The 22,092-nt window shown below is 55.5% G+C and carries 24 protein-coding genes; 7 read left to right on the top strand and 17 right to left on the bottom strand.

Features of this window, described 5'->3' with window-relative positions; translation table 11 throughout:
- Positions 1-39: 39 nt before the first annotated feature.
- From obgE to yfmF, 8 genes are all read right to left on the bottom strand, one after another.
- Entirely contained in the window at positions 40-1,311 is a 1,272-nt protein-coding gene (obgE, locus tag B5F17_RS08525; protein WP_016146401.1) for a GTPase ObgE, read from the bottom strand.
- Positions 1,312-1,410: 99 nt separating this feature from the next.
- Positions 1,411-1,692 (bottom strand): 50S ribosomal protein L27, encoded by a 282-nt coding sequence (gene rpmA, locus B5F17_RS08530; protein ID WP_016146400.1) that lies wholly within the window; start codon positions 1,690-1,692, stop codon positions 1,411-1,413.
- Positions 1,679-2,020 carry a ribosomal-processing cysteine protease Prp gene (locus B5F17_RS08535; protein ID WP_087373012.1) on the bottom strand — a complete coding sequence of 114 codons (342 nt, stop codon included), beginning with the start codon at positions 2,018-2,020 and terminating at the stop codon, positions 1,679-1,681. The genes rpmA and B5F17_RS08535 overlap by 14 nt, the downstream gene beginning before the upstream one ends.
- Positions 2,021-2,023: 3 nt before the next feature.
- Positions 2,024-2,335, bottom strand: coding sequence for a 50S ribosomal protein L21 (gene rplU / locus B5F17_RS08540; protein ID WP_016146398.1), 312 nt, complete (start codon positions 2,333-2,335; stop codon positions 2,024-2,026).
- Between the two features lie 206 nt (positions 2,336-2,541).
- Entirely contained in the window at positions 2,542-3,378 is an 837-nt protein-coding gene (gene folD / locus B5F17_RS08545; protein ID WP_016146397.1) for a bifunctional methylenetetrahydrofolate dehydrogenase/methenyltetrahydrofolate cyclohydrolase FolD, read from the bottom strand.
- Positions 3,375-4,241, bottom strand: a complete 867-nt coding sequence (lgt, locus tag B5F17_RS08550; protein ID WP_087373015.1) for a prolipoprotein diacylglyceryl transferase — start codon at positions 4,239-4,241, stop codon at positions 3,375-3,377. Before lgt ends, folD begins: the two co-directional genes overlap by 4 nt.
- A complete protein-coding gene (gene yfmH, locus B5F17_RS08555; protein ID WP_087373017.1) occupies positions 4,242-5,525 on the bottom strand; it encodes an EF-P 5-aminopentanol modification-associated protein YfmH in 1,284 nt (427 codons plus the stop codon).
- On the bottom strand, positions 5,525-6,814 hold the full coding sequence (yfmF, locus tag B5F17_RS08560) for an EF-P 5-aminopentanol modification-associated protein YfmF (protein ID WP_087373020.1): 1,290 nt from the start codon (positions 6,812-6,814) through the stop codon (positions 5,525-5,527). The genes yfmH and yfmF overlap by 1 nt, the downstream gene beginning before the upstream one ends.
- A 350-nt stretch (positions 6,815-7,164) precedes the next feature.
- On the opposite strand from yfmF, the gene ylxM reads away from it, so the two are divergent.
- The 7 genes from ylxM (at position 7,165) to B5F17_RS08595 (ending at position 11,838) form a co-directional block, all read left to right on the top strand.
- The gene (gene ylxM / locus B5F17_RS08565) at positions 7,165-7,530 is read left to right on the top strand and encodes a YlxM family DNA-binding protein (protein ID WP_016146393.1); all 366 of its coding nucleotides are present in this window, start codon (positions 7,165-7,167) and stop codon (positions 7,528-7,530) included.
- A 24-nt stretch (positions 7,531-7,554) separates the two neighbouring features.
- Entirely contained in the window at positions 7,555-8,913 is a 1,359-nt protein-coding gene (ffh, locus tag B5F17_RS08570) for a signal recognition particle protein (RefSeq protein WP_087373023.1), read from the top strand.
- Between the two features lie 64 nt (positions 8,914-8,977).
- Entirely contained in the window at positions 8,978-9,217 is a 240-nt protein-coding gene (gene rpsP, locus B5F17_RS08575) for a 30S ribosomal protein S16 (protein ID WP_016146391.1), read from the top strand.
- A gap of 23 nt (positions 9,218-9,240) precedes the next feature.
- A complete protein-coding gene (locus B5F17_RS08580) occupies positions 9,241-9,471 on the top strand; it encodes a KH domain-containing protein (protein ID WP_016146390.1) in 231 nt (76 codons plus the stop codon).
- Between the two features lie 80 nt (positions 9,472-9,551).
- Positions 9,552-10,058 carry a ribosome maturation factor RimM gene (gene rimM / locus B5F17_RS08585; protein WP_016146389.1) on the top strand — a complete coding sequence of 169 codons (507 nt, stop codon included), beginning with the start codon at positions 9,552-9,554 and terminating at the stop codon, positions 10,056-10,058.
- Positions 10,055-10,795, top strand: a complete 741-nt coding sequence (gene trmD / locus B5F17_RS08590; RefSeq protein ID WP_087373026.1) for a tRNA (guanosine(37)-N1)-methyltransferase TrmD — start codon at positions 10,055-10,057, stop codon at positions 10,793-10,795. The genes rimM and trmD overlap by 4 nt, the downstream gene beginning before the upstream one ends.
- Before the next feature lie 101 nt (positions 10,796-10,896).
- Positions 10,897-11,838, top strand: a complete 942-nt coding sequence (locus tag B5F17_RS08595) for a 1-phosphofructokinase family hexose kinase (RefSeq protein WP_016146387.1) — start codon at positions 10,897-10,899, stop codon at positions 11,836-11,838.
- Positions 11,839-12,007: 169 nt separating this feature from the next.
- Here B5F17_RS08595 and rlmH read toward each other — a convergent pair whose 3' ends face one another.
- The 9 genes from rlmH to B5F17_RS08640 form a co-directional block, all read right to left on the bottom strand.
- Positions 12,008-12,490, bottom strand: coding sequence for a 23S rRNA (pseudouridine(1915)-N(3))-methyltransferase RlmH (gene rlmH / locus B5F17_RS08600; protein ID WP_087373030.1), 483 nt, complete (start codon positions 12,488-12,490; stop codon positions 12,008-12,010).
- Positions 12,472-13,287 carry an MBL fold metallo-hydrolase gene (locus B5F17_RS08605; RefSeq protein ID WP_016146385.1) on the bottom strand — a complete coding sequence of 272 codons (816 nt, stop codon included), beginning with the start codon at positions 13,285-13,287 and terminating at the stop codon, positions 12,472-12,474. The genes rlmH and B5F17_RS08605 overlap by 19 nt, the downstream gene beginning before the upstream one ends.
- 212 nt (positions 13,288-13,499) lie before the next feature.
- A complete protein-coding gene (locus B5F17_RS08610) occupies positions 13,500-14,801 on the bottom strand; it encodes a UDP-N-acetylglucosamine 1-carboxyvinyltransferase (protein WP_016146384.1) in 1,302 nt (433 codons plus the stop codon).
- 175 nt (positions 14,802-14,976) lie between these two features.
- The gene (locus B5F17_RS08615; RefSeq protein WP_087373033.1) at positions 14,977-15,795 is read right to left on the bottom strand and encodes a two-component system regulatory protein YycI; all 819 of its coding nucleotides are present in this window, start codon (positions 15,793-15,795) and stop codon (positions 14,977-14,979) included.
- Between the two features lie 19 nt (positions 15,796-15,814).
- Positions 15,815-17,134, bottom strand: coding sequence for a hypothetical protein (locus B5F17_RS08620; RefSeq protein WP_087373035.1), 1,320 nt, complete (start codon positions 17,132-17,134; stop codon positions 15,815-15,817).
- 6 nt (positions 17,135-17,140) lie between these two features.
- Complete coding sequence (locus tag B5F17_RS08625) at positions 17,141-18,925, bottom strand: ATP-binding protein (RefSeq protein WP_087373039.1); 1,785 nt, start codon at positions 18,923-18,925, stop codon at positions 17,141-17,143.
- A gap of 12 nt (positions 18,926-18,937) precedes the next feature.
- Positions 18,938-19,624: a response regulator gene (locus tag B5F17_RS08630; RefSeq protein ID WP_087373042.1), complete on the bottom strand. Its 687-nt coding sequence runs from the start codon at positions 19,622-19,624 to the stop codon at positions 18,938-18,940.
- A gap of 5 nt (positions 19,625-19,629) precedes the next feature.
- Positions 19,630-20,184, bottom strand: coding sequence for an NUDIX hydrolase (locus B5F17_RS08635; RefSeq protein WP_087373045.1), 555 nt, complete (start codon positions 20,182-20,184; stop codon positions 19,630-19,632).
- Positions 20,185-20,200: 16 nt separating this feature from the next.
- On the bottom strand, positions 20,201-22,087 hold the full coding sequence (locus B5F17_RS08640) for an alpha-amylase family glycosyl hydrolase (RefSeq protein ID WP_087373048.1): 1,887 nt from the start codon (positions 22,085-22,087) through the stop codon (positions 20,201-20,203).
- Positions 22,088-22,092 lie beyond the last annotated feature (5 nt).

The following is a 22,092-nucleotide window of genomic DNA, read 5'->3' on the forward strand; positions in this document are numbered from 1 at the left end:
CCCCTGGACCCCGATTTCGCCTGCGGGCGGGTTTCCGATTTAGTGAATATACTCGAATTCCATTTCGCCGATGACGACAATACTGCCCTCTTCGACGCCCATCTGTTCCAGGCGGTCATAAACGCCTGCATTCTTGAGCATACGATCCATATACAGGCGGGATTCGTAATCGTCGGTATTGACGCTGCCCATGATCTTATCAATCCAAGCACCGCCGACGACGTAATAATCCTCGACCTTCTCGATGGTAATATCACGCTCGGTGACAACTTCTTCAACAGGAACGAATTCGGGTTCGTAAGTGAAGACCGGCGGAAGATCCTGAAGCATTTCCCAGGTCTTATGAATCAGCTCACGCACGCCCTGATTGGTTGCAGCCGACAGCTCCAGGAAGCCGAAGTCATGCTCGTCTGCGTATGCCTTGAGCTTGTCCAGAATCTCGCGGTCATCGCCCAGCAGGTCGGTCTTATTGGCAACGATAATCTGCGGACGAGATGCCAGAAATTCACTGTATCCGGCAAGCTCTGCGTTGATGGTCTGCACGTCCTCGAGCGGATCGCGGCCTTCGCTGCCCGATGCGTCAACCAGATGCAGCAGCAGGCGGCAGCGGTCGATATGACGCAGGAAGTCATGTCCCAGACCTGCGCCCTCGGATGCGCCCTCAATGATACCCGGGATATCTGCCATGACAAAGGACTGTTCCTCTGCCACGCGGACAACGCCCAGATTGGGAATCAGGGTGGTAAAGTGATAGTTTGCGATCTTGGGACGGGCTGCCGAAACCATGGAAAGCAGCGTGGACTTGCCGACATTCGGGAAGCCGACCAGACCAACGTCTGCCAGCAGTTTCAGTTCCAGCGTAATCTCCATCTCAACGCCAGGCAGACCGGGCTTTGCAAAGCGCGGTGCCTGACGGGTCGGGGTTGCAAAATGGGTATTGCCCCAGCCGCCGTTACCGCCCTTAGCTGCAACGAACGGCTCATCATCCGACAGATCCTTCATAATACGGCCGGTCGCACGGTCGCGGATGATAGTGCCGCGCGGTACGCGGATGACCAGATCGGCACCGTCCTTACCCTTCATGCGCTTGCCCATACCGTTCTCGCCGTTGGGTGCGACATACTTTTTCTTATACCGGAAGTCCAGCAGCGTGGACAGGTTATCATCCACCTGGAATACCACCGAGCCGCCGCGTCCGCCGTCACCGCCGTCCGGACCGCCCGAAGCTACATACTTCTCACGGTGGAAGCTGACCTTGCCGTCGCCGCCCTTACCGGATGCGATTTTAATTTTTGCTACGTCAATAAACATATATTTCCTCCATGGAAAAGACAAAAGAGGCTCATAGACTTTCGTATAGAAAAACAAAATCCCGGAGAAATGTCCGGGATGATGTCAGTTGCTATTCGATTACTGTACTTCGTAAACCGAAACACGCTTGCGGTCCTTACCAACGCGCTCGAAACGAACTACGCCGGTAACCTTGGCGAACAGGGTATCGTCAGAACCTCTGCCAACACCTACGCCCGGATGGATCTTGGTGCCGCGCTGACGAACCAGAATGTTGCCAGCCGGAACTACCTGACCGTCTGCACGCTTGACACCCAGGCGCTTAGCCTCGGAGTCACGGCCGTTCTTAGTCGAACCTACGCCCTTCTTATGAGCAAAAAACTGTAAGCTAATCTGCAGCATCGTTGTACACCTCCGTAACTTGTATAAACTCTTGATAGTCTTGTGCCAGTTCGGACAGATGGAGCAGGAATGCACGCATGGCATCCTGGCCTTCTGCAAGCTGATCTTCAGGAAGCGTCAGGCGGATGTGTGCGCCTTCGTCCTCGATCAGAGTATCAACAGCGATCCGCTGCACGTCATAGAGCAGTGCGTGGATGAGCTGTACCGAACTGGATACCGCAGCGCAGACAATGTCTTCGCCTTCTTCCGCATAACCGGCGTGACCGATCAGATCGACAGCAGTCAGCAGGTTATCTTTGCGGGAGCGGTAAAATGTGACGCGGGTCATGCCTTAGGCGTTGATCGCGCCGATGGTTACCTTGGTGTAGGGCTGTCTGTGACCCTGACGCTTTCTGTAACCCTTCTTCGGCTTCATCTTGAAGATGTTGATCTTCTTCTGCTTGCCGGTCTTGTCAGCGGTACCAGTTACGGTAGCGCCCTCGACGTACGGTGCACCAACCTTCAGGTCAGCACCCTCGCCTACTGCAAGCACCTTGTCAAAAGTTACGGAAGCGCCGTCCTCTACGCCGAGCTTCTCAACGTAGATTACATCGCCCTCAGATACCTTGTACTGCTTGCCACCAGTTACTAAAATTGCATACATTGCGGTAGCACCTCTCTTTCGTTCTTAGAGTCACGCTCTTGCGGGCGGTGTCACATTTGGACACACTTCATTTGCCCGATTTGATGCGGCTTCTGTTATATTATCAGACAACCCTCATTCTGTCAAGGGGATTTTGCATTTTTTCCTTCAAATTTTGACAGAAATCTTTTGGGCCATTCTGTGCTGTGATTTTCCGTCCGGCTGACTTACTTCTGAGCCGCCTTCAGGGTGTTCTTCATCAGCATGGTGATGGTCATGGGACCGACACCGCCGGGTACCGGGGTCATATAGCCTGCAACCTCGGCGACTGCCGGGTCAACGTCACCGCACAGCTTGCCGTCCACACGGTTCATGCCAACATCGATGACCGCCGCGCCGGGCTTTACCATATCCGGGGTGACGAAGTTTGCACGACCGACCGCTGCGACCAGAATATCCGCCTCGCGGCAGATCTCGGCCAGGTTCTCGGTGCGGCTGTGGCAGATGGTGACCGTGCCGTGACGGTGCAGCAGCAGCATACTCATGGGCTTACCCACGATGTTCGAGCGTCCGATCACGACGCAGCGCTTGCCCTTGGGGTCAATGCCATACTCGTCGAGCAGTTCCATAACACCTGCCGGGGTGCAGGGCAGGAAATCGTAATCGCCGATCATAATACGTCCGACATTGGACGGATGGAATGCGTCTACGTCCTTCTTGGGGTCGATTGCTGCGATGACAGCTTCCTCACTGATCTGCTTCGGCAGAGGCAGCTGGCACAGGATGCCGTGGATGCGCTCATTGTGATTGAGCTCGTCTACCAGTCCGAGCAGCTCGTCCTGTGTGGTCTCAGCGGGCAGCACGTACTTCTCGCTGTAAAAACCGCACTCTACGCACGCCTTTTCCTTATTGCGTACATAGACCTGGCTGGCCGGGTCTTCTCCGACCAGAATAACCGCCAGTCCCGGACGTACGCCGGTCTGCTCCAAACGGTGGGTCTCCTCCAGAATCTTTCCTCTTACCTTGGCAGACAGCGCCTTACCGTCCATCAAAATTGCACTCATGTGTTCTGTGTCTCCTTTTGCTCTTGGGTTCTCACCGCACGCGTGTCCGCATGCGGGTTTGCTAACTGGGTCAGGGTCTCAACTTTCTGCCGCAGGCACATCACCAGAAGGACAATGCCCACAATGCACGAAACAATCGCAACCACCTGTGAGATACGGATATCGGTCTGACCTACATACAGGCTGTCGGTGCGCATGCCCTCGATCACAGCACGGCCTGCGCCGTACCAGATGAGATAGCACAGGAAAATCTGTCCGCGGAAGCGATAGCACTTCTTGGAAATCAGGTGCAGGATGAAAAAGCCGATCAGGTTCCACACCGACTCATAGAGAAAAGTCGGATGGAACGGCCCTTCCCCGTTGACCATCATGCCAAACAGGCTCGCCGTCTCGGTACCATGCGCCTCGCCGTTGATGAAGTTGCCCCATCGGCCAATACACTGACCGATGAGCAGCCCCAATGCAGCGACATCGAACATGCCCGGAATGCTCAGACGCTTGATGCGTCCATAAGCGGCAACCGCCAGCAATGCGCCGATCACGCCGCCGTAAATGGCCAGTCCGCCCTCCCATACCGCGATGATCTCGCTCGGGTGCTTACTATAATAACTCCATTCCCAGATCACATAATAAAGTCTTGCGCACACAATCGCCGACGGAAGCGCGACGATCAGTGCGTCAAACAGCATATCATTATTAAAGCCAAACTGATCGATGCGGCGGCTGCAATAGGCAATCGCCAGCACAAAGCCAATGGCAATAATGATACCGTACCAATAAATATCCTTGCCCAGGATGTTGAACGCCACGCGGTTGACCGTGACCTCCAATCCCAGGTTTGGAAATGCAATCACGTTTTCCATTTACACAGTCTCCTCGGTCTGAATCGGCCGAATGACCGACAGGCTGGTGCGGTCAGGCTGTGCCCAGCGTGCAAACATCTCGCGCACGTCTTCCGCTGTGATGGTATCGTACACGTCGGCAAAGTCCAGACAGCACTCGTCTGCAAAGCCGAGCTCGGCCTGCATGCGGCACAGCTCGTCGAGCTGGTCGAGTGCGCGCACGTTCAGGCCGTAGCATGCCTTCTTCATGCGAGAGAACAGTTCCTCGGGCACGCCCGATGCGGCATACGCGCGGACAGCGGCGATCAGGCGATCGCGCACCGCCTCTGGGTCACGGCTCTCACCGCCGAAGGCTGCCGCAGCTGCCTCGGGCAGGATGGTATAGCTGTTTTCAAATCGGCGATTAACCAGACGTTCCTCGTACAGCTCACCGAACAGCGGCGAAGTCGTACCGCACAGAATCCGGGCAGCCAAATCGCCGATCAACTGACGGCGCTGGCGGCTCTCGCCCGCTGCAAGCGGCGCGTCCTTGAAGCCGAGCAGGAAGGTCGGCTGCGAGACTGCCATACGGCGCTCTACCACGGGCGACGCGACGGTTTCCTGACGAGTGCCGTAATGGCGTGCCGCGACGCGAGCCGCCTCGCGCGGGCTGAGCTGCTCGGCCATGCGCACGATTTCGTCAAAATCTGCCGTGCCGCACACGGTCAGGCTCATATTGGCGGGGCTGTAAAACGCACGGTGACAGGTAAACAGTACATCGGGTGTGATGCCTGCGATGCTGTCCACGCTGCCCGCGATGGACACGCGCACCGGGTGCTCGTGGTACAGCCCGGCGTACATGCCGACAAAAGCTGCCCAGTCCGGGGTATCCTCGATCATACCGATTTCCTGACCGATGATTCCCTTCTCCTTCTCCACGTTCTGTTCGGTGAAGTACGGCGTGAACACGAACTTGAGCAGGATTTCCAGATTTTCCGCAAATCCATCGGTACACGAAAAATGATAGGCAGTCATGCTATGGCTGGTGAATGCGTTGGGAGACGCGCCAGTCTTGCCGAACTTTTGCAGGGCATTGCCGTCCTCGTCCTCAAACATCTTATGTTCCAGAAAATGTGCCACGCCTGCCGGGGTGTCATAGCGCACACCGTCCAGTGTAAACGATGCGTCCACCGAGCCAAAATTGGTTGCCAGCATGGCGAAGGTCTTGGAAAATCCCGGCTTGGGAATGTAATAAATCTTCAGTCCGTTGTCAAGCATGGTCTGCTGCATATCCATGTGCAGGCGCTCCTTATGATACTGCTGCATTATACGCCCACCCCTTTCATAAAGCAGATGAGGTCAAGTGCGACCTGACGGCCAACCGCCATGACCTGCCCACGCTCAACGCGTTCCAGCCGCTCGATCAGCTCCTCGGGTGTCATGGTAAAGCCCGCGACCGCCTGACGGTGCCAATAGTTTTCCAGCGAGAGCGGACTGTCACCCAGCGAGCGAATCTGACTGATGAGCGTACGGCGTGCCTGCTCGAGTTCATCCCGGGTCAGACCGCCTGCATGCAGGTCTTCCATCTGGCGCAGAATTTCGCCCAGTGCCTGATCGTATTTCTCATTCTCGATGCCCGATGCAATCATCATCAGGCCCTTGACCTTATCCAGAGTTGCGCTCGCGTAATAGCACAGAGACAGCTTTTCGCGGACGTTGACAAACAAGCGTGAGCCGGTATAGCCGCCCAGCACAGCCGCGTACAGCATCAGCGCCGGATAGGCCTCGTCCATACCGGTCAGGCCGGTGCGCAGTCCCAGTGTCAGCTTGCCCTGGTTCGCCGGGTAATCCTCCACGATTGTGCGCGGCTTGCAGTTGATGCGGCACACGTCCACTTCGGTCTGGTAACGGTCGGACGATGCCGGGAGGGTCAAGCCGTCGGCAAAGGCAGCTGCGACTGCTGCGGAGTCAGCCGAGCCGCAGTAAAACAGCTCAACGCGTGCATGCTGCAGGACTTCCTGATACGCTGCCCAGATGAGGTCGGGCGTGAGTGCCTGTACACCTTCGACCGAACCGTACTCGCATGCGCCAAAGGGCTCGTCCTTACACATAATCTCCTGTGTACGGCGCACCGCGTAGGTGCGCGGGTTGTTTTTCAGCGCTCGAATGCGATCGATCAGGTTCTGACGCTCGCTCTCGGTCTCGGCTGCGCGGAAGCGTCCATCTTCCAGACACGGTCTGCACATGAGGTCACACAGCAGGTGCGCGATCTGTCCGGTCGGGTCTTCCTCCGCAGAAACCGAGCCTGCGTCCACACCAGCTGCAACAAAACCGATGGACAGGCTCTCGCCTACCTTGCGCACGAACGGTTCCACCCGCGCGCCGTACAGGCCGTCCAGCGTTTCACCCAGCACGGTCAGATTGGGACAATACTCGGTGCCGCGGTACAGCAGATATGGAAGCAGCGCAAACGGTGCATTCTCCGCACCCAGCGGCAGGACAAACGCTGCCGAAAACGCTGCAGTCTTGAACGCATCGGTGCTCACACAGGTCAGTCTGACCCCTTCCGCCAGTTCATGTCGGCTGAGTCTCTGGTTCTCGTGTTTTTTATCCATATAACATCCTTTCTTTCGATCTCGTGCCGCCTAGCAGGCGACAGGATTTGATACCGTTTTCCGTACTTCTTACCTTATTATAAAATAGCAAAATTTGCCGGCGGAAAAGCGCGGAAAATGGGATGTATGATCACAATGCGGGTCGAACGCTGCGCATCCTTGCCAGCGCGCTGCGCTTCCCCTACCATTTCAGTATATCGCCTGCCGCCTCCAAAGTCCAGAAGCCTCGCGATTTTCACAAAAAATTCAAAAAACTTTCTCCCGACCTCTTGACAGATTCCGGCCGGTCGTGTAATATATTTATCGTCGCAGTTGTAAAGCACTTATCCTTTACAGAAAAGGAGGTTCCTATGAAACACGATCACCTGGAACTTTGCCTCCTGTTCGACTTCTACGGCGAGATGCTGACCGACAAACAGCGCGAGCTGTTCGACCTCTACTACAATGAGGATCTGTCGCTCTCTGAGATCGCCGAGCACGCCGGTATCACCCGGCAGGGCGTTCGCGATGCTGTCGTCCGCGCCGAGCACACGCTCACCGCGCTCGAAGACAAACTGCATCTGGTTTCCCGCTATGGCAAGATCGATCAGCACGTCGAGGCGCTCGGTCAGGAAATCAAGATGCTCTCGCACATCAATGCCAACTACATGCAGAATGCGGAGATCGGCAAGATCTTAACGCACATGCAGGAACATATCCGCGCCATTACCGGCTGACGCTGACGGAAGGAGGGTTTTCCCATGGCCTTTGAGGGCTTAACCGAAAAAATTTCATCTGCCTTTAAAAAGCTGCGTGGACAGACCCGCTTGACCGAGTCCGATGTCAAGGACGCAATGCGCGAAATCCGTCTGGCTCTTCTGGAAGCCGACGTAAACTTCAAGGTCACCAAGGATTTCATCAAGGCGGTTACCGAACAGGCAACCGATGCTGAGATTCTGGAAAGCCTGTCCCCTGCACAGCAGGTCATCAAGATCGTAAACGATGAGCTCATCAAGCTGCTCGGCGGCAAGGGTGCACGCATTACCATCGCGCCCAATCCCCCGACGATCGTTATGATGGCCGGTCTTCAGGGTTCCGGTAAGACCACCAACGCGGCAAAGCTCGCTGGTCTGTTCAAAAAGCAGCAGCAGCGCCGCCCCCTGCTCGTCGCCTGTGACGTTTACCGTCCGGCAGCAATCGATCAGCTCAAGGTCGTCGGTCGTCAGCTCGACATTCCGGTCTTTGAGATGGGTCAGGGCGATCCGGTCGAGATCGCAAAGCAGGGTATTGCTCACGCACGCAAGAACGGCTACGACATGGTGTTCTTGGACACCGCGGGCCGACTGCATATCGACGAAGCCCTGATGGACGAACTCAAGAACATCAAGGCCGAAGTCAAGCCGCACGAAATCCTTCTGGTTGTCGACGCGATGACCGGTCAGGATGCGGTCAATGTCGCAAAGGTATTCGATGAAGCACTGGACATCAGCGGTGTGCTGATGAGTAAGATGGACGGTGACGCCCGCGGCGGTGCTGCCCTGTCGGTTAAGGCCGTTACCGGCAAGCCGATCATGTACATCGGTACCGGTGAGAAGCTCGACAACATCGAGCCCTTCCACCCCGACCGTATGGCTTCCCGTATCCTGGGTATGGGCGATGTGCTGACCCTCATTGAGAAAGCACAGCAGAACTTCGACGAGAAGCAGGCCATTCAGACCGCAAAGAAAATGTCCGCCGGCAAGTTCACGCTGACCGATTTCTACGATCAGCTGCAGCAGATCAAGAACATGGGTCCGCTGGAAGACATGCTGGGCATGATTCCCGGTGTCGATGCCAAGGCACTCGCCGGTGCGCAGGTTGATAACAAGGCAATGGGTCACACCGAAGCCATCATCCTGTCCATGACCCCCAAGGAGCGCGAAAATCCCTCGATCATCAACTACAGCCGTAAAAAGCGTATCGCAAACGGCTGCGGCCTCAAGATTGAGGAGGTCAACAAGCTGCTCAAGCAGTTCGATGCCATGCAGAAGATGACCAAGCAGCTCGCAAGCATGCAGAAGCGTGCGAAAAAGAGAAAGGGCGGTTTCCCCGGCTTCGGCGGTTTCAAACTCCCCTTCTAAATTTCCCTTTGTTGTAAATGAACTTTACAAATAGAACCGAACTATTTCAAGGAGGTGAAAATCCATGGTAAAGATTAGACTTCGCAGAATGGGCGCTAAGAAGAACCCGTTCTACCGTGTCGTTGTCGCTGATTCCCGCTACCCGCGTGATGGCCGCTTCATCGAGGAGCTCGGTACCTACAATCCGATGACCTCTGAGGACGCTGTCAAGATCGATGCTGAGCGTGCACAGGCTTGGATCAAGAACGGTGCTCAGCCGACCGATACCGTCCGCGGTCTTCTGAAGAAGGCAGGCGTGCTCTAAGGATGAGTGAGGTTATCATAGATATGAAAGAACTTTTAACCTACATCGTGGCGAATCTGGTATCTGACCCCGAAGCAATCTCCATCGAGGAGTCTGTCCAGGGCGATGAGGTCACCTACTCCCTGCGCGTTGCGCCGGAAGATATGGGTCGCGTCATCGGCCGTCATGGCCGAATCGCCAAGGAAATCCGCACGCTCATGAAAGCGGCTGGTAATCGCGAGAACAAAAAGGTCACGGTCGATATCTGTGACTGAGAACCATCGCCGGGGAATTCTCTCCGGCAAATCAGACCTGTCTTTTTGACAGGTCTTTTGTATCCCCGGAGGTTTTTTGTATGCAGAAACAATTTCTCGAGGCCGGTAAGATCGTGAACACCCACGGCGTGACCGGTGACATCAAGGTACAGTCTTGGTGCGACTCCCCCGAAGTACTGACCGACTTTGACACGCTCTATCTGTCCCCGTCCGAGCCCGTTCAGGTCAAAAAAGCCTATGTCCACAAGGGCTGCGTTATCATGCACCTTGACGGTGTCGACACCTGCGAGGCGGCCGAGGCGCTCAGAAACCGTATCCTCTACCTCAACCGTGAGGACATCGATCTGCCCGAAGATCTGGTCTTCATTCAGGACATGATCGGTCTGACCGTCTACGACGAGCGCACCGAAAGCGTGATCGGTACGCTCAAGGAAGTGCTGACCACCAATCCCGCGCACGACATGTATGTCATCCGCCGCGAGGGTGCATCCGATGCCCTCATCCCGGCCTGCGACCCCTTCCTGGTCTCGGTCGATCTGGAAGCCGGCCGTCTGACCGTCCGCACCATCGAGGGCCTGATCGAATGAGAATTGACATCATGACCTTATTCCCCTCGCTCATCGAAGGGGTTATGCAGGAGAGCATCATTGGCCGTGCGCAGGCCAAGGGTCTGATCGAAATTCGTGCGACCAACATTCGCGACTATGCGCTGGACAAGCACCACAAGGCAGATGATGCACCGTATGGCGGCGGCCGCGGCATGGTCATGCTGCCCGAGCCGCTTTACCTCTGCCACGAGGCACTGACCGGCGGTGAGCATGTACACACGGTCATGATGAGCGCACAGGGTGCGCCGTTCAATCAGGCCAAAGCACGTGAGCTGCTCGCACGCGAGCGCTTCATTATCGTCTGCGGTCACTACGAGGGTATTGACCAGCGCTTCATTGACACCTGTGTAGACGAAGAAATTTCCATCGGTGACTTTGTCCTGACCGGCGGCGAAATCCCTGCAATGGCGGTCGCAGACGCAGTCTGCCGCATGGTTCCCGGTGTCCTGCCCGATGAGACTGCGTTTCAGGAGGAGAGCCACTGGAACGGTCTGCTGGAGTATCCGCAGTACACCCATCCCGCCGAATGGCGCGGTCTTGAGGTTCCTCCCGTCCTGCTCTCCGGCCATCACGCCAACATTGCTCGCTGGCGGCACAAAATGTCGCTCAAGCGCACGCGTCGCGATCGACCCGATCTCTTCGCGCAGTGGGCTCCGCAGGACAAGCAGGACAAAAAAATCTTAGCCGAAATTCTGGCAGAAGAGCAGGAAGACTAATCCCCCTCCTGTCGGGCGCGCTCACAAAATCCTGTTTACATTCGCTTTTGCATTCGGTATAATATTCTTATCTAAGATTGTGTCCGCAGGAGGAAACCCTCATGATCATTACTATCACGCTCAATCCCGCAATGGACCGTACCCTGCGCATCGAACATCCATTGCAGCCCAATAAGCTCAACCGTGCAGCCAGCACCTCGGTCGAACCCGGCGGTAAGGGCATCAACGTCTCCCGTGCTGTCAAGGCACTCGGCGGCGAAAGCGTCGCCCTCGGTTTCAGCGCCGGTTCCAACGGCCGCGCCATGAAGGACGCGCTGACTTCGGTCGACATCCACCACGATTTCGTCGATGTTCCCGGCAATACCCGTGTGAACGTACAGATCATCGATCTCGACGGCAATCACACCGAGATCAACGAACCTGGTTTCAAGATCTCCGATGGCGATTTCCTGCGCTTCCTCGAGCGCGTTGAGCACTACCTGGACAACAACAATATTTTTGTAATCTCCGGCTCGGTTCCGCCCGGATTCCCGCTTGTAAACTTTATTGAACTGATCAAGACCATCAAGAAAGCCGGATGCCGTCTGATTGTAGACGAAGCCGGTGATCTGATGCGTGAAGCACTCAAGTTTGAACCCGATTTTGTCAAGCCCAATATCTTTGAGCTGGCTGAACTGGTCGGTGATGAGCCCACTGCAGACCCCGACCAGGTGGTACACAGCGCTCGCAAGCTGCTCGACATGGGCGCACAGGCTGTCTGTGTCTCCATGGGTGCAGAAGGCGCTCTGTTTGCCTCCAAGAACGAGCCTGAGGTTCTGTATGTCAACTGTAACCCCAAGATCTACGATGAAGGTGCTGTCGGTACCGGCGACGCGATGGTCGGCGCGATTGCAAACTCGCTCGACAAGAAGCTCAGCTTTGTAGATATGGCAAAGTTTACGGTTGCAACCGGCCGTGCTTGTGCGCGTTTGGCTGGTACCGAAATGGCTACGCTCAAAAAGGTTTACGAAGTTTACGAGACTCTGCTGGTTTATACCGTCTAACGTTTTGAGCCGGAAGGTACACCCAAAAAAGTTCGAATTATCACGGATATGCAAAGAGGAGAAGATCATTTCGATCTTCTCCTCTTTTTATTGCATCAGAATCTCTCTGCGCATTCATGCTTTACGTGAATGAATCGCGCAGCTGCCGTCCCAATCATTCAAACCAGGATTATTTATGGTATTTTCCGCCCTCCTGAATGTTTAGGGCACGATAAATCTGCTCGAGCACCATAACGCGTGCCAGGTGATGCGGGAACGTCATGGGCGACATGGACAGGCGAATTTTAGCTTCGCGCTTGAGTCCCTCATCCAGGCCGCACGAGCCACCGATCAGCACCGCCAGTTTGCTAGTACCAGACACAGTCAGATTGCCGATGGTCTGCGCCAGCTGCTCGCTGGACATAGCTTTTCCCTCGACGCACATAGCGATGACTGCCGCACCCTGCGGAATCTTCTCGCGGATGAGCTTGGCTTCCTTCTCCAGTGCATTCTGAATCTGTCCTGCACTCGGGGTGTCAGGCAGTTTCTGTTCGGGCAGTTCGATGACCTCGGGTTTGCAATAGCCGGACAGGCGCTTGATATACTCGTCACACGCCTGCTTCCAGAACTTTTCTCCCAATTTCCCGACACAAATCACGCGGACGGACAGCATACGCACGCCTCCTCTCGGGTCAAAAGCAGCGGCTGCTCCATTTCATCCTTGGGTGCAACCAATATCGTACAGGACAGACCGGCGGCACGCAGTGCAGCCTCGGTTTCCAGACGCGCATGACCCGGTGTGTTATTCTTATCGCTCAGGTGCGCCAGAATGAGCTGGCTTGTCCCGTTCTGCACCAGTTCAACAGCCAGCTTGGCACAATCCGGGTTAGACAGATGGCCGCGCGGTCCTGCGACACGCTGCTGAAGGGCATACGGATAAGGGCCGGTGCGCAGCATTTCAGGGTCGTGGTTGGACTCCAGCACGACCGTACTGCATCCCAACAGCGCTTCGCGTACCGGTGTGGGTACAAACCCCAAGTCTGTTGCATAGCCGACACGCATGCCGTCTGCCTCAAAGCGGTATCCTGTGCTCTCTGCCGCGTCATGCGGGGTCGGAAAGGCATATACCTTTACATTTCCAACTGTAAAGTTTGCGCCGCTATAAAAGGGTCTTAAATGGTCATTTGCCTGCGGAAATTTACGCGAAAGTGCCTCAGCCGTTCCAATTGCGGTGTAAAGGGGAACGCTGTGACGCTTGACGAACGTTGCCATACCCTTGATATGGTCGATGTGCTCATGGGTTAGCAATACGGCATCCAGATCATCAATCGTCAGGCCCAGTCCTCCCAGCAATGCGGTCAGGCGACGCACGGACACACCGAGGTCAATCAATATGTAAGTGCCGTCGAGCGCAAGCAATCCGCAGTTTCCCGAAGAACCGCTGGCCAGGCTATAATAAAAATTGTCCATGTGTGCCTCCTGAAAGCGTAATGGTTGGCGCCCAATCGCGCATAAAATGAAAAGGAGTGAAAAAAATCCCACTCCCCTGTCCCATGCGCTGTCGCGCTATGATAGAAATTCGGCAGGCGCTGCCGCAGGCAAAGATTTTTCTCTGTGCGGCACACGCCCAAACCGATTCCAGAGCCTCGTACCCCAAATGTGAGCACGAGGCAACATTCTCTTTAGTTGGCAGTTGCCATGGAATTGCTGACCGTGTCCGGAATTTCCGAACGGTACATATCTGCACCCAGACCGACCAGCTTCTCAACCAGGTTCTCGTAACCGCGCTCGATCAGGGTAACCTGCTCAACCTCGGTCACGCCCTTGGCTGCCAGACCTGCAATGACCATTGCGGCGCCTGCACGCAGGTCAAATGCGCGTACCGGTGCTGCCTTGAGCTCGGTCACGCCTTCTACAACCGCGATCTTGCCGTCAACATGGATATTTGCACCCATGCGCACCAGTTCCTCAGTGTAGCGGTAGCGATTGTCCCAAACGCCCTCGGTGACAATGCTCGTACCCTCTGCCAGACACAGTGCAGTCGTCATCTGCGGCTGCATATCGGTCGGGAAGCCCGGATACGGCAAGGTCTTGATATTAGCCTTGTGCAGCTTGCCCGTACGACGTACCAGCACAGAATCGTCAAACTCGGTGATCTCTACGCCCATCTCGTTGAGCTTTGCGGTGATGCACTCCAGATGCTTCGGAATGACATTCTTAATCAGCACCTGACCGCCGGTTGCAGCGACAGCTGCCATAAACGTACCAGCCTCAATCTGATCGGGAATGATCGAATGGGTGCCGCCGTGCAGCTTCTTGACGCCGCGAATCTTGATGACGTCAGTACCTGCGCCCTTGACATCTGCGCCCATGGCGTTGAGGAAGTTTGCAAGGTCTACAATGTGCGGCTCCTTAGCTGCGTTCTCGATGACAGTCATGCCCTCTGCCAGAACAGCTGCGAGCATGATATTGATGGTTGCGCCAACCGAAACCACGTCAAAATAAATATGCGCACCATGCAGGCCGTTCGGTGCCTCGGCATGGATATAGCCGCCCTCGCGGATGGATACCGTTGCGCCCATGGCCTCAAAACCCTTAATATGCTGGTCAATGGGGCGAATGCCGCCAAAGTTGCAGCCACCCGGCATGGCAACCTCAGCCTTGTGGTACTTACCGAGCAATACGCCGATAAGGTAGTAGGATGCACGGATCTTGCGCATGAGATCGTACGGAATCTTTGCGTCAGGCATGCAGTCACCGCTGACCTCTACCGTCGAGGCATTGAGCAGGCGAATGGATACGCCCAGTTCGCGCAGAATCTCAAGCTGCAGGGTTACGTCGATAATCTTGGGTACATTTTCAATACGGCACGGGCCGTCAACCAGCAGAGCCGCAGGCACAATCGCGACCGCTGCGTTCTTTGCGCCGCTGATGGTCACTTCGCCGTTCAAGGGCTTACCGCCGTTAATTACATATTTCGTCAAGTCAACCGTCTCCTTAACGTCTATTCCAGTCTTGATCGGAAAAGGAATCTGCCCCTTTTCCCCCAGTATATGAAAGCGGTGTAAAACCGTTCCTATGTGCAAATTCATGCATTATTCATTTTACCATAACTAGCAGCCGATTGCAAAAGATTTTCCCCGCTTTACCTGCATATTTTTACAGAACAGATACAGATTTTTTGAGCGAATCGACGAAAAAAGAACCTGTGTTCGTGTTGATCCGCCATCCCGGCGTCAGCTGCACACGTCCTCCACCGCTCTCGCTGAGCAGAAAACCTTGCTCCATCCCGGTAATTTGCTCAATTTCCGTACCAGAAATCAAAATAAACAGGGCATCTGCCGCTGCGAAGGTCACATAGTTGCCGCTTTTCGTAATATACGGCATGCCAAAAGTCCAGACTCCTGACAGTACAATCTGTTCTTCCTCAAACGTCAAGGTGATTACACGATTAAACACCGGCACGCCTGCCGTCGGAAACGAAGCTGTAACCACCTGCCCATTTACTGCAAGCGTCAGGCTGCCGGTCGTGAGTCCTGCCTGCGTCAGAAGACGCTCTGCCTGCTCCTTCACTTGCTTATCATCCGCAGGCTGGGTGTACGCTTCAGGCATGATCGTACCCGAAACCGCTCCGCCGTCCCGCCACTCCAGCGTGCCGCGATCGGAGGTGTAACGCACCGTGCTCCCGCTCGCCTGTTCGCTGCTGATCGCATCCTCTCCCAAAAGACCATAGGCAAACTTGTCTTCCTCGACGCGGCTGCGATCAGCCTGCAAAACGGGCAGCGCTTGTGTGTCCGGCAGGTCAAATCCCGGGTCAATCCCGATGCCCCGCGCGGTCAGAATCTCTACGATATTATGTGCATTTTCCGCCTCACGATAAGAGCGCGAGACATATTTTTCTGCAATATTAAAAAACAGGAATCCATCCACCAAGAGTAAAATCACAATCAGGATGGTTTTGGTGCGACTCCACTGCATAGGTCGTTTTCCCTTTCACTCAATCTGTGAGATAATAGCGGCGCGGTACCAGATCGGTTCCCGATACAAAGTATCCCGCAGCCAAACGATACGGCCCACCGGTCGCCACTGCTGCCGCCTGCTTGGTCGGCAGAATGGTATGACTGATGCCCGACTGGATAAACGTGCGCAAATGCACTTCAGCAGAAACCAGGACGTTATCCTGATATTCAACCACCGCCAAAATGCCCTCTTCCCCTTCCACCGGCACACTGCCGATGAAATAGCGGAACATCAAACGTGCACTCTTGCCGTCCTCACTCTCAGTACAGCCGTCAAACGCAAACGAGGCATCGGTCGAAAACGATTGCAGGATGCTCTCGAGCAGTCGGCGTGCGTAGTCCACTTGATAGGTCAGGGGGCCATTCTCGCCGATCTCATTTTTGAGGTAGGCTTCCAGTCCGCCTTCCGAAGTATTGGCACGGAATACGATCTCGCCTTCCTGTCCCACGCGCAGCGTGCTCTGATTGTTGACAAAAACACGCATGCCGGTCGTCTGATCGGGATAGTTGCGCACATAGGTATCGTAGCCAAACGCTTCCAGCATGACCGTCAGACTATTGCCCGCGTGCTCGATGTCAATGTCAACCGGAGTACTGGTCACGGTCGGCAGGGTCAGTGTGTCTGAGAGCAGCAGGGTCTCCGGTCTAACCGCCGTCTGTTCGGGCATGGTCTGCGCCGCAAACGTGCAGGCCTGTCCGCTCACTTCTGCTGCAAGTTCCGGGTCGGGTGCTGCGTGCAGGTCACACCGGTACAGATTGCCTAGATCGGTGCGCACCCACAGAACGCCGTCCGCGCCAAAAAACAGAGACTGTGCATTCGGGTCGCTGGAAGCATGATAGCTTCCGCCCATCCAACTCGCGATGAGCGAGAGCGGCAGCGCGCAATGATACCGCACAAACACGCCCGGCTTGCCCAGCGCTTCGATCAGTTCACTTTCCTCTGCCAGCTCAAAATCGGTCGCCGCACTCAGCGCTGCGCCGATCGGCTGCTCGAGTACCGACAGAAATCCACTGACCGCATTTTCGTTATACAGGGCACCCTTCATGCCGGTTTCGGTCTGTACGGCAATTTCCACCGGACGAGCCGCCGGAAATTCTCCCGAGCGCAAGGTAAAACCGCCCGCCTCGCCATAGCTGAGACTAATGTACAGGCGTCCCAGCCAGGAATCTGCCGGCAGGTCGCCCAGATTGAGATCTCCCAGCCAGCTCAGCGCCGTCAGTACGACCAGCAAAAGCGTCAGCACAAACAATGCTGTGTTTTTAAGCCGATTCTTCAGTTTCGGATTGAGATGTTTCATAGATACTTAGACCATACCATCCTGATCGGCGGGCAGATTGGTCGGCAGAACAACCGTCACGGTCGTGCCTTCATCCAGCTGCGATTCCAGATAGATCGTGCCGCGGTGTGCCTCGACCATCTCCTTGGCGATGGCAAGTCCCAGTCCGCTGCCGCCCTTGGCTCGCGAACGCGCCTTATCCACGCGGTAAAAACGCTCGAACAGGCGCGGAATATCATCCTTGGGAATGCCCATACCGTCGTCCTTGACCCGAATCATCACATGACCCTCGTCCCGTCGTGCGGCAGACAGCACAATGTGCCCGCCGGACGGTGTATACTTGACCGCGTTGGACAGGATGTTAATGACAACCTGTTCCAGTCGCTCGCGGTCGCCGTTCATGTCGGGCATCTTGCCCTGTATGTTGAGTGTAAGTTCCAAGCCATTGTTTCCAGCCTCGAGCACCATGGCATTGTAAACGCTCTCGACCATGTGCTGCATCGAGAAACGATGGAAATGCAAGTCCATCTTGCCGCAATCGAGCTTAGATAGCGTGAGCAAGTCCTTAACGATACGCGTCATGCGGTCGGTCTCGCCCGCGATGACCGACAGGAACTTGACCTCGGTATCGGTCGGCAGTTCGCCTGCCGCGTCGATCAGGGTTTCGGTGTAACTCTTAACGTTTGTCAGCGGCGTGCGCAGTTCATGCGAGACGTTTGCGATGAACTCCCGGCGTGCCTCATCCAGTTTACGCTGTTCGGTGATATCGTGAATCACCGCAATGATGCCGCGCTCATTCTCACCGTAAGGCGCGAACAGTACCGACAATGTACGTCCCATGCGCTCGAGCTCCATCTGCACAAAGCCCTGTTCCCCTGCTGCGATCGGTGTCGGGGCGTCGATGCCCTCAAAGACATCGTTAAAATGCGCATCCTCCTGAAAGGTTGCACCCAGCAGGTTTTCCGCAGTCGGGTTCATGTGAATGAGTTTGCCCTCCGCGTTGAATGCAGTGACACCGTCGGTCATATGCAGAAAGATGGTGCCCAGCTTATCACGCTCGCCCTGAATTTCTTCCAGGGTGTCATGCAGGCGGTCGGCCATGTGGTTAAAGGTTGCGGTCAGTTCGCCGATCTCGTCGTTGGACTGGATATCCAGTCGATGACTGAAATCACCTGCCGCAACCATCTGCGCACGGGTACGGATATTTTCGATGGGTGTGGTAATGGTCTTGGATAGCAAAAAGCTCAGCAAGACTGCGACTAGCAGACCGAACGTCATTGCCTTGACGACGATACCAAAGAAATTCCACGACAGATCTCGCGTCTCGCGCTTATCGTCAAAGAAATATACGATGTACTTGGGTTCTCCGTCGTCGTCCTTACCCAGCGGGATGGCGTAATCCATATAGCTGTCAATGGTCGTATTGGCAGCGCCCACCTCACCCCCGATTGCAGTCAGGATATTGGGTGTGCGCGTCAGCTCACTGGCCAATGCACCGTTATCTCCGGTCAGGAAGGTGCCATTGCCATCCAAAACCGCATAGGTACGGTAAGAGTCGATACCCAGACGACCGACAAACGCCGACAGGATTTCCATAATACGCTCGGGCGCATCGGATTCCTGTGCCGCCTGCTCGAGTGAGCGGTAGGTCTCGTAATTGTTCTCGGTCATTACGTTTTCGATCTGGGTCTCAAAATCGTTTAAGTAATAGCTGCCGACGCTGTTGACCAAAAAGGTTCCCATGATCGCCATAACCGACACGATCAACAGAATCAGTATGATCACCAGCTTCATGTGCAGACTGCGGAACATAAGCAGTTCTCCTTAGTTTTTCGCGAAATAATAACCCAATCCGCGCTTGGTAATGATGTATTTGGGCTGTGCCGGTTCGTCCTCGATCTTTTCACGCAGGCGGCGGATGGCGACATCCACTGCGCGCAGATCGCCGTAATACTCAAATCCCCAGACCTTTTCCATCAGCTCTTCACGCGATACCACCCGGCCGGGTTCGGCAGCGAGGTACGACAGAATGTCAAACTCGCGTACCGACAGATCGATGGGTTTGCCGTCCTTATAGACCGCGGTGTCCTCCTCAGAGATGGACAGACCTACACCGGCATCGGTCTTTTCCTGCGGTACCTCGGCAGCCGAAAATCTGCGCATATTGGCCTTGATGCGTGCAATCAGCTCGCGATTGGAAAAGGGTTTGGTGACGTAATCATCCGCGCCAAGTTCCAGACCCAGAATCTTGTCCGACTCCTCTTCTCGCGCGGTCAGCATAATGATCGGTACCTGCGACTTCTCGCGCACCCGGCGGCAAATCTCAAAACCGTCCATGCCGGGCAGCATGACGTCGAGCAAAATCAGGTCGGGTGCGTTCTCCAGCGCCAGCTTGAGACCGGTCGGGCCGTCATAGGCCATCAGGGTATCAAATCCGCTGCGCTTTAAGTTAAAATCAATAATGGTTGCGATGTCCTGTTCGTCCTCTACCACGAGGATGGTCTTTGCCATAGGGATCACCTCCGTCCGTCCAGCAGCCCCTTGAGTCTTGCGCGATACATGGCGGCGACCGTCTTTGCGTCGCGCACCTCATTGTTGACAATCATCTGCTCGAGTTCTTCCACCGGAATGCGTACCAGCTCCAAAAATTCGTCTTCATCCGGCTGTACCTCACCCTGGTGCAGGCCGCGTGCCGCGTACAGATGGGTCACCTCGGTCAAAAATCCGGGCGAGGGATAGATGCAGCCCAGGTAGGTCAGTTCATCTGCCGTGCAGCCGGTCTCTTCCTTGAGTTCCCGCTCGCCGCAGTCCCGATGATCTTCGTTCGGGCCGTGGTCCAGCTTGCCTGCCGGAATCTCCAGCATCATTTCGGCAAACGGATAGCGGAACTGGCGTACCAGAATAATATTCCCCTCGTCGTCGATCGGCAGAATGCCGACGCCGCCCACGTGCTCACAAACCTCTCGGGTGGTACGCTTGCCATTGGGCAATTCCGCTTCATCCAAACGGGCCTTCATAATACGACCCTCAAAATAATAGCGCTCAGACAGTTTTTTCTCGGTGAAATCCATAGTTTCCTCCTTGATGTCACTCGGTTACGCGCAGAATGCGAGCCGAGCAGGCCGGAATACGCAGTACCAGATCGTCCGTATCGGTATCTACGCGGGTCTGATCGTCCAGCAAGTCCTCTGCCGCATGGCAGGGCAGGCGCACAACCGCTTCGTCGTCACGATTGATTACAATATACAGATGCTCCTGTGCATCCCAGCGCTCGTAAATCAGCAAACCTCCCTCGGCTTTGCGGAATGCAATCTCGCCGTCGGTCAGCGCCGAAGACTGGGTGCGCACGGCGCACAATTTGCGGTAAAAGTCTAGCAGAGAGCCGTCCTCATTGCCCCACGGGTAGGTGCGGCGGTTGAAGGGATCTTCAAAGCCCTGAAGACCAGCCTCGTCACCGTAGTAAATGGTCGGAGAACCCGGCATGGTGAACTGGATGACAGCAGCCAGATACATCTTGCGGCGTGCCGCAATCAGGTCTTCTCCGATCAGGCGCGCACGTGCGCGATGATCGCGTGAGCCGCTCCAATCCTCAGGCTTTGCGCCCATGACGGTCAGGGCACGCGGGGTATCGTGGGTGCCGATAATGTTCATGAGGTTATAGAACACTGCACGCGGGTAATTTTCGCGCAGGCACTCCATTTTCTCTGCAAAATCCTCGGCAGGCGATCCGCCCAAAAAGCTCATGACACCGTCGCGCAGCGGATAGTTCATCACGCTATCCAGCTCGCCGCCCTGGAAGTAACGGCGACGCACCGAGTAGCTGATCTTATTGGATGCGTCCTCCCAGACCTCACCGACGACCAGTGCGTCCGGCTTCTCGCGGCGCGCTGCGGCGTTGAGTTTGGCGATGAATTCGTCGGGCAACTCGTCGGCAACGTCCAGCCTCCAACCGGACGCACCCAGGCGTAGCCAGCGACGAATGACGCTGTCCTCGTCCTCAATGATATAGTCCAGATACTTGGGGTTGAGTTCGTTGACCTGCGGCAGGGTATAAATGCCCCACCACGAGCTGTACTGATCGGGCCAGTGCGAGAAATCGTACCACTCATAGTACGGGGACTCCTGCGACTGGAATGCGCCCACGCTATCATAATGGCCGCGCGCATTGAAATATACGCTGTCATAGCCGTTATGACTGAACACGCCATCCAGAATGACACGCATACCGCGCTTCTTGGCCTCGGCGCACAGCTCCTTGAAGTCCTCCTCGGTGCCCATCATGGGATCGATGTTCTTATAATTTCCGGTGTCATACCGGTGATTGGAATAAGCTTCAAAAATCGGGTTGAAATAGATGGTCTGCACATGCAGCGATGCCAGATAGTCCAGTTTGGACAGCACACCCTTGAGGCTGCCGCCAAAAAAGTCATTGTTCAAAATCTCGCCGTGTGCATCGGGCTGATAGACCGGCAGATCGTTCCAGTTATCATGCACCTCGCGATGTGCGCGGTAGCCCTCCTTGGGCGGCACCTCGGTGCGGCAGAAACGATCGGGAAAAATATTGTAGGTGATGCCGCGTCCAAACCAATCTGCAACCGCATACGAACCGTCAAAGACAGTCAGCTGGTACAGATCCTGCACGGTATCGCTCTCATATCCGACACCGGCCGCGCCACGGCAGATATATTTTCTCGCCCCATGACGGTCTTCAACTGCAAAATAATACCAATACAGTCCGGGCGTCTCCGGGGTGAATGTTGTGCAATAACGGTCGCAGTCGCCGCGCAGGCCACCCCAATGCATCGGGTATGCCGTCGGCTCCTTGCCGTCCTCACTGATATATAAAGTCACGCCGCGCAGAAAAACTTCGCGGGCGGGATAAACCGAAAAGCTCACCGCCTGACCAGCCGGTACAGCGCCATAGGGCTGCTTGCAGGCTGCGTCGCGGGAAGTATAAATACTCTGTTCAAACATGTTGA

Origin of the sequence: Butyricicoccus pullicaecorum (genome assembly GCF_002160355.1) — a bacterium.
Lineage (GTDB): Bacteria > Bacillota > Clostridia > Oscillospirales > Butyricicoccaceae > Butyricicoccus > Butyricicoccus pullicaecorum.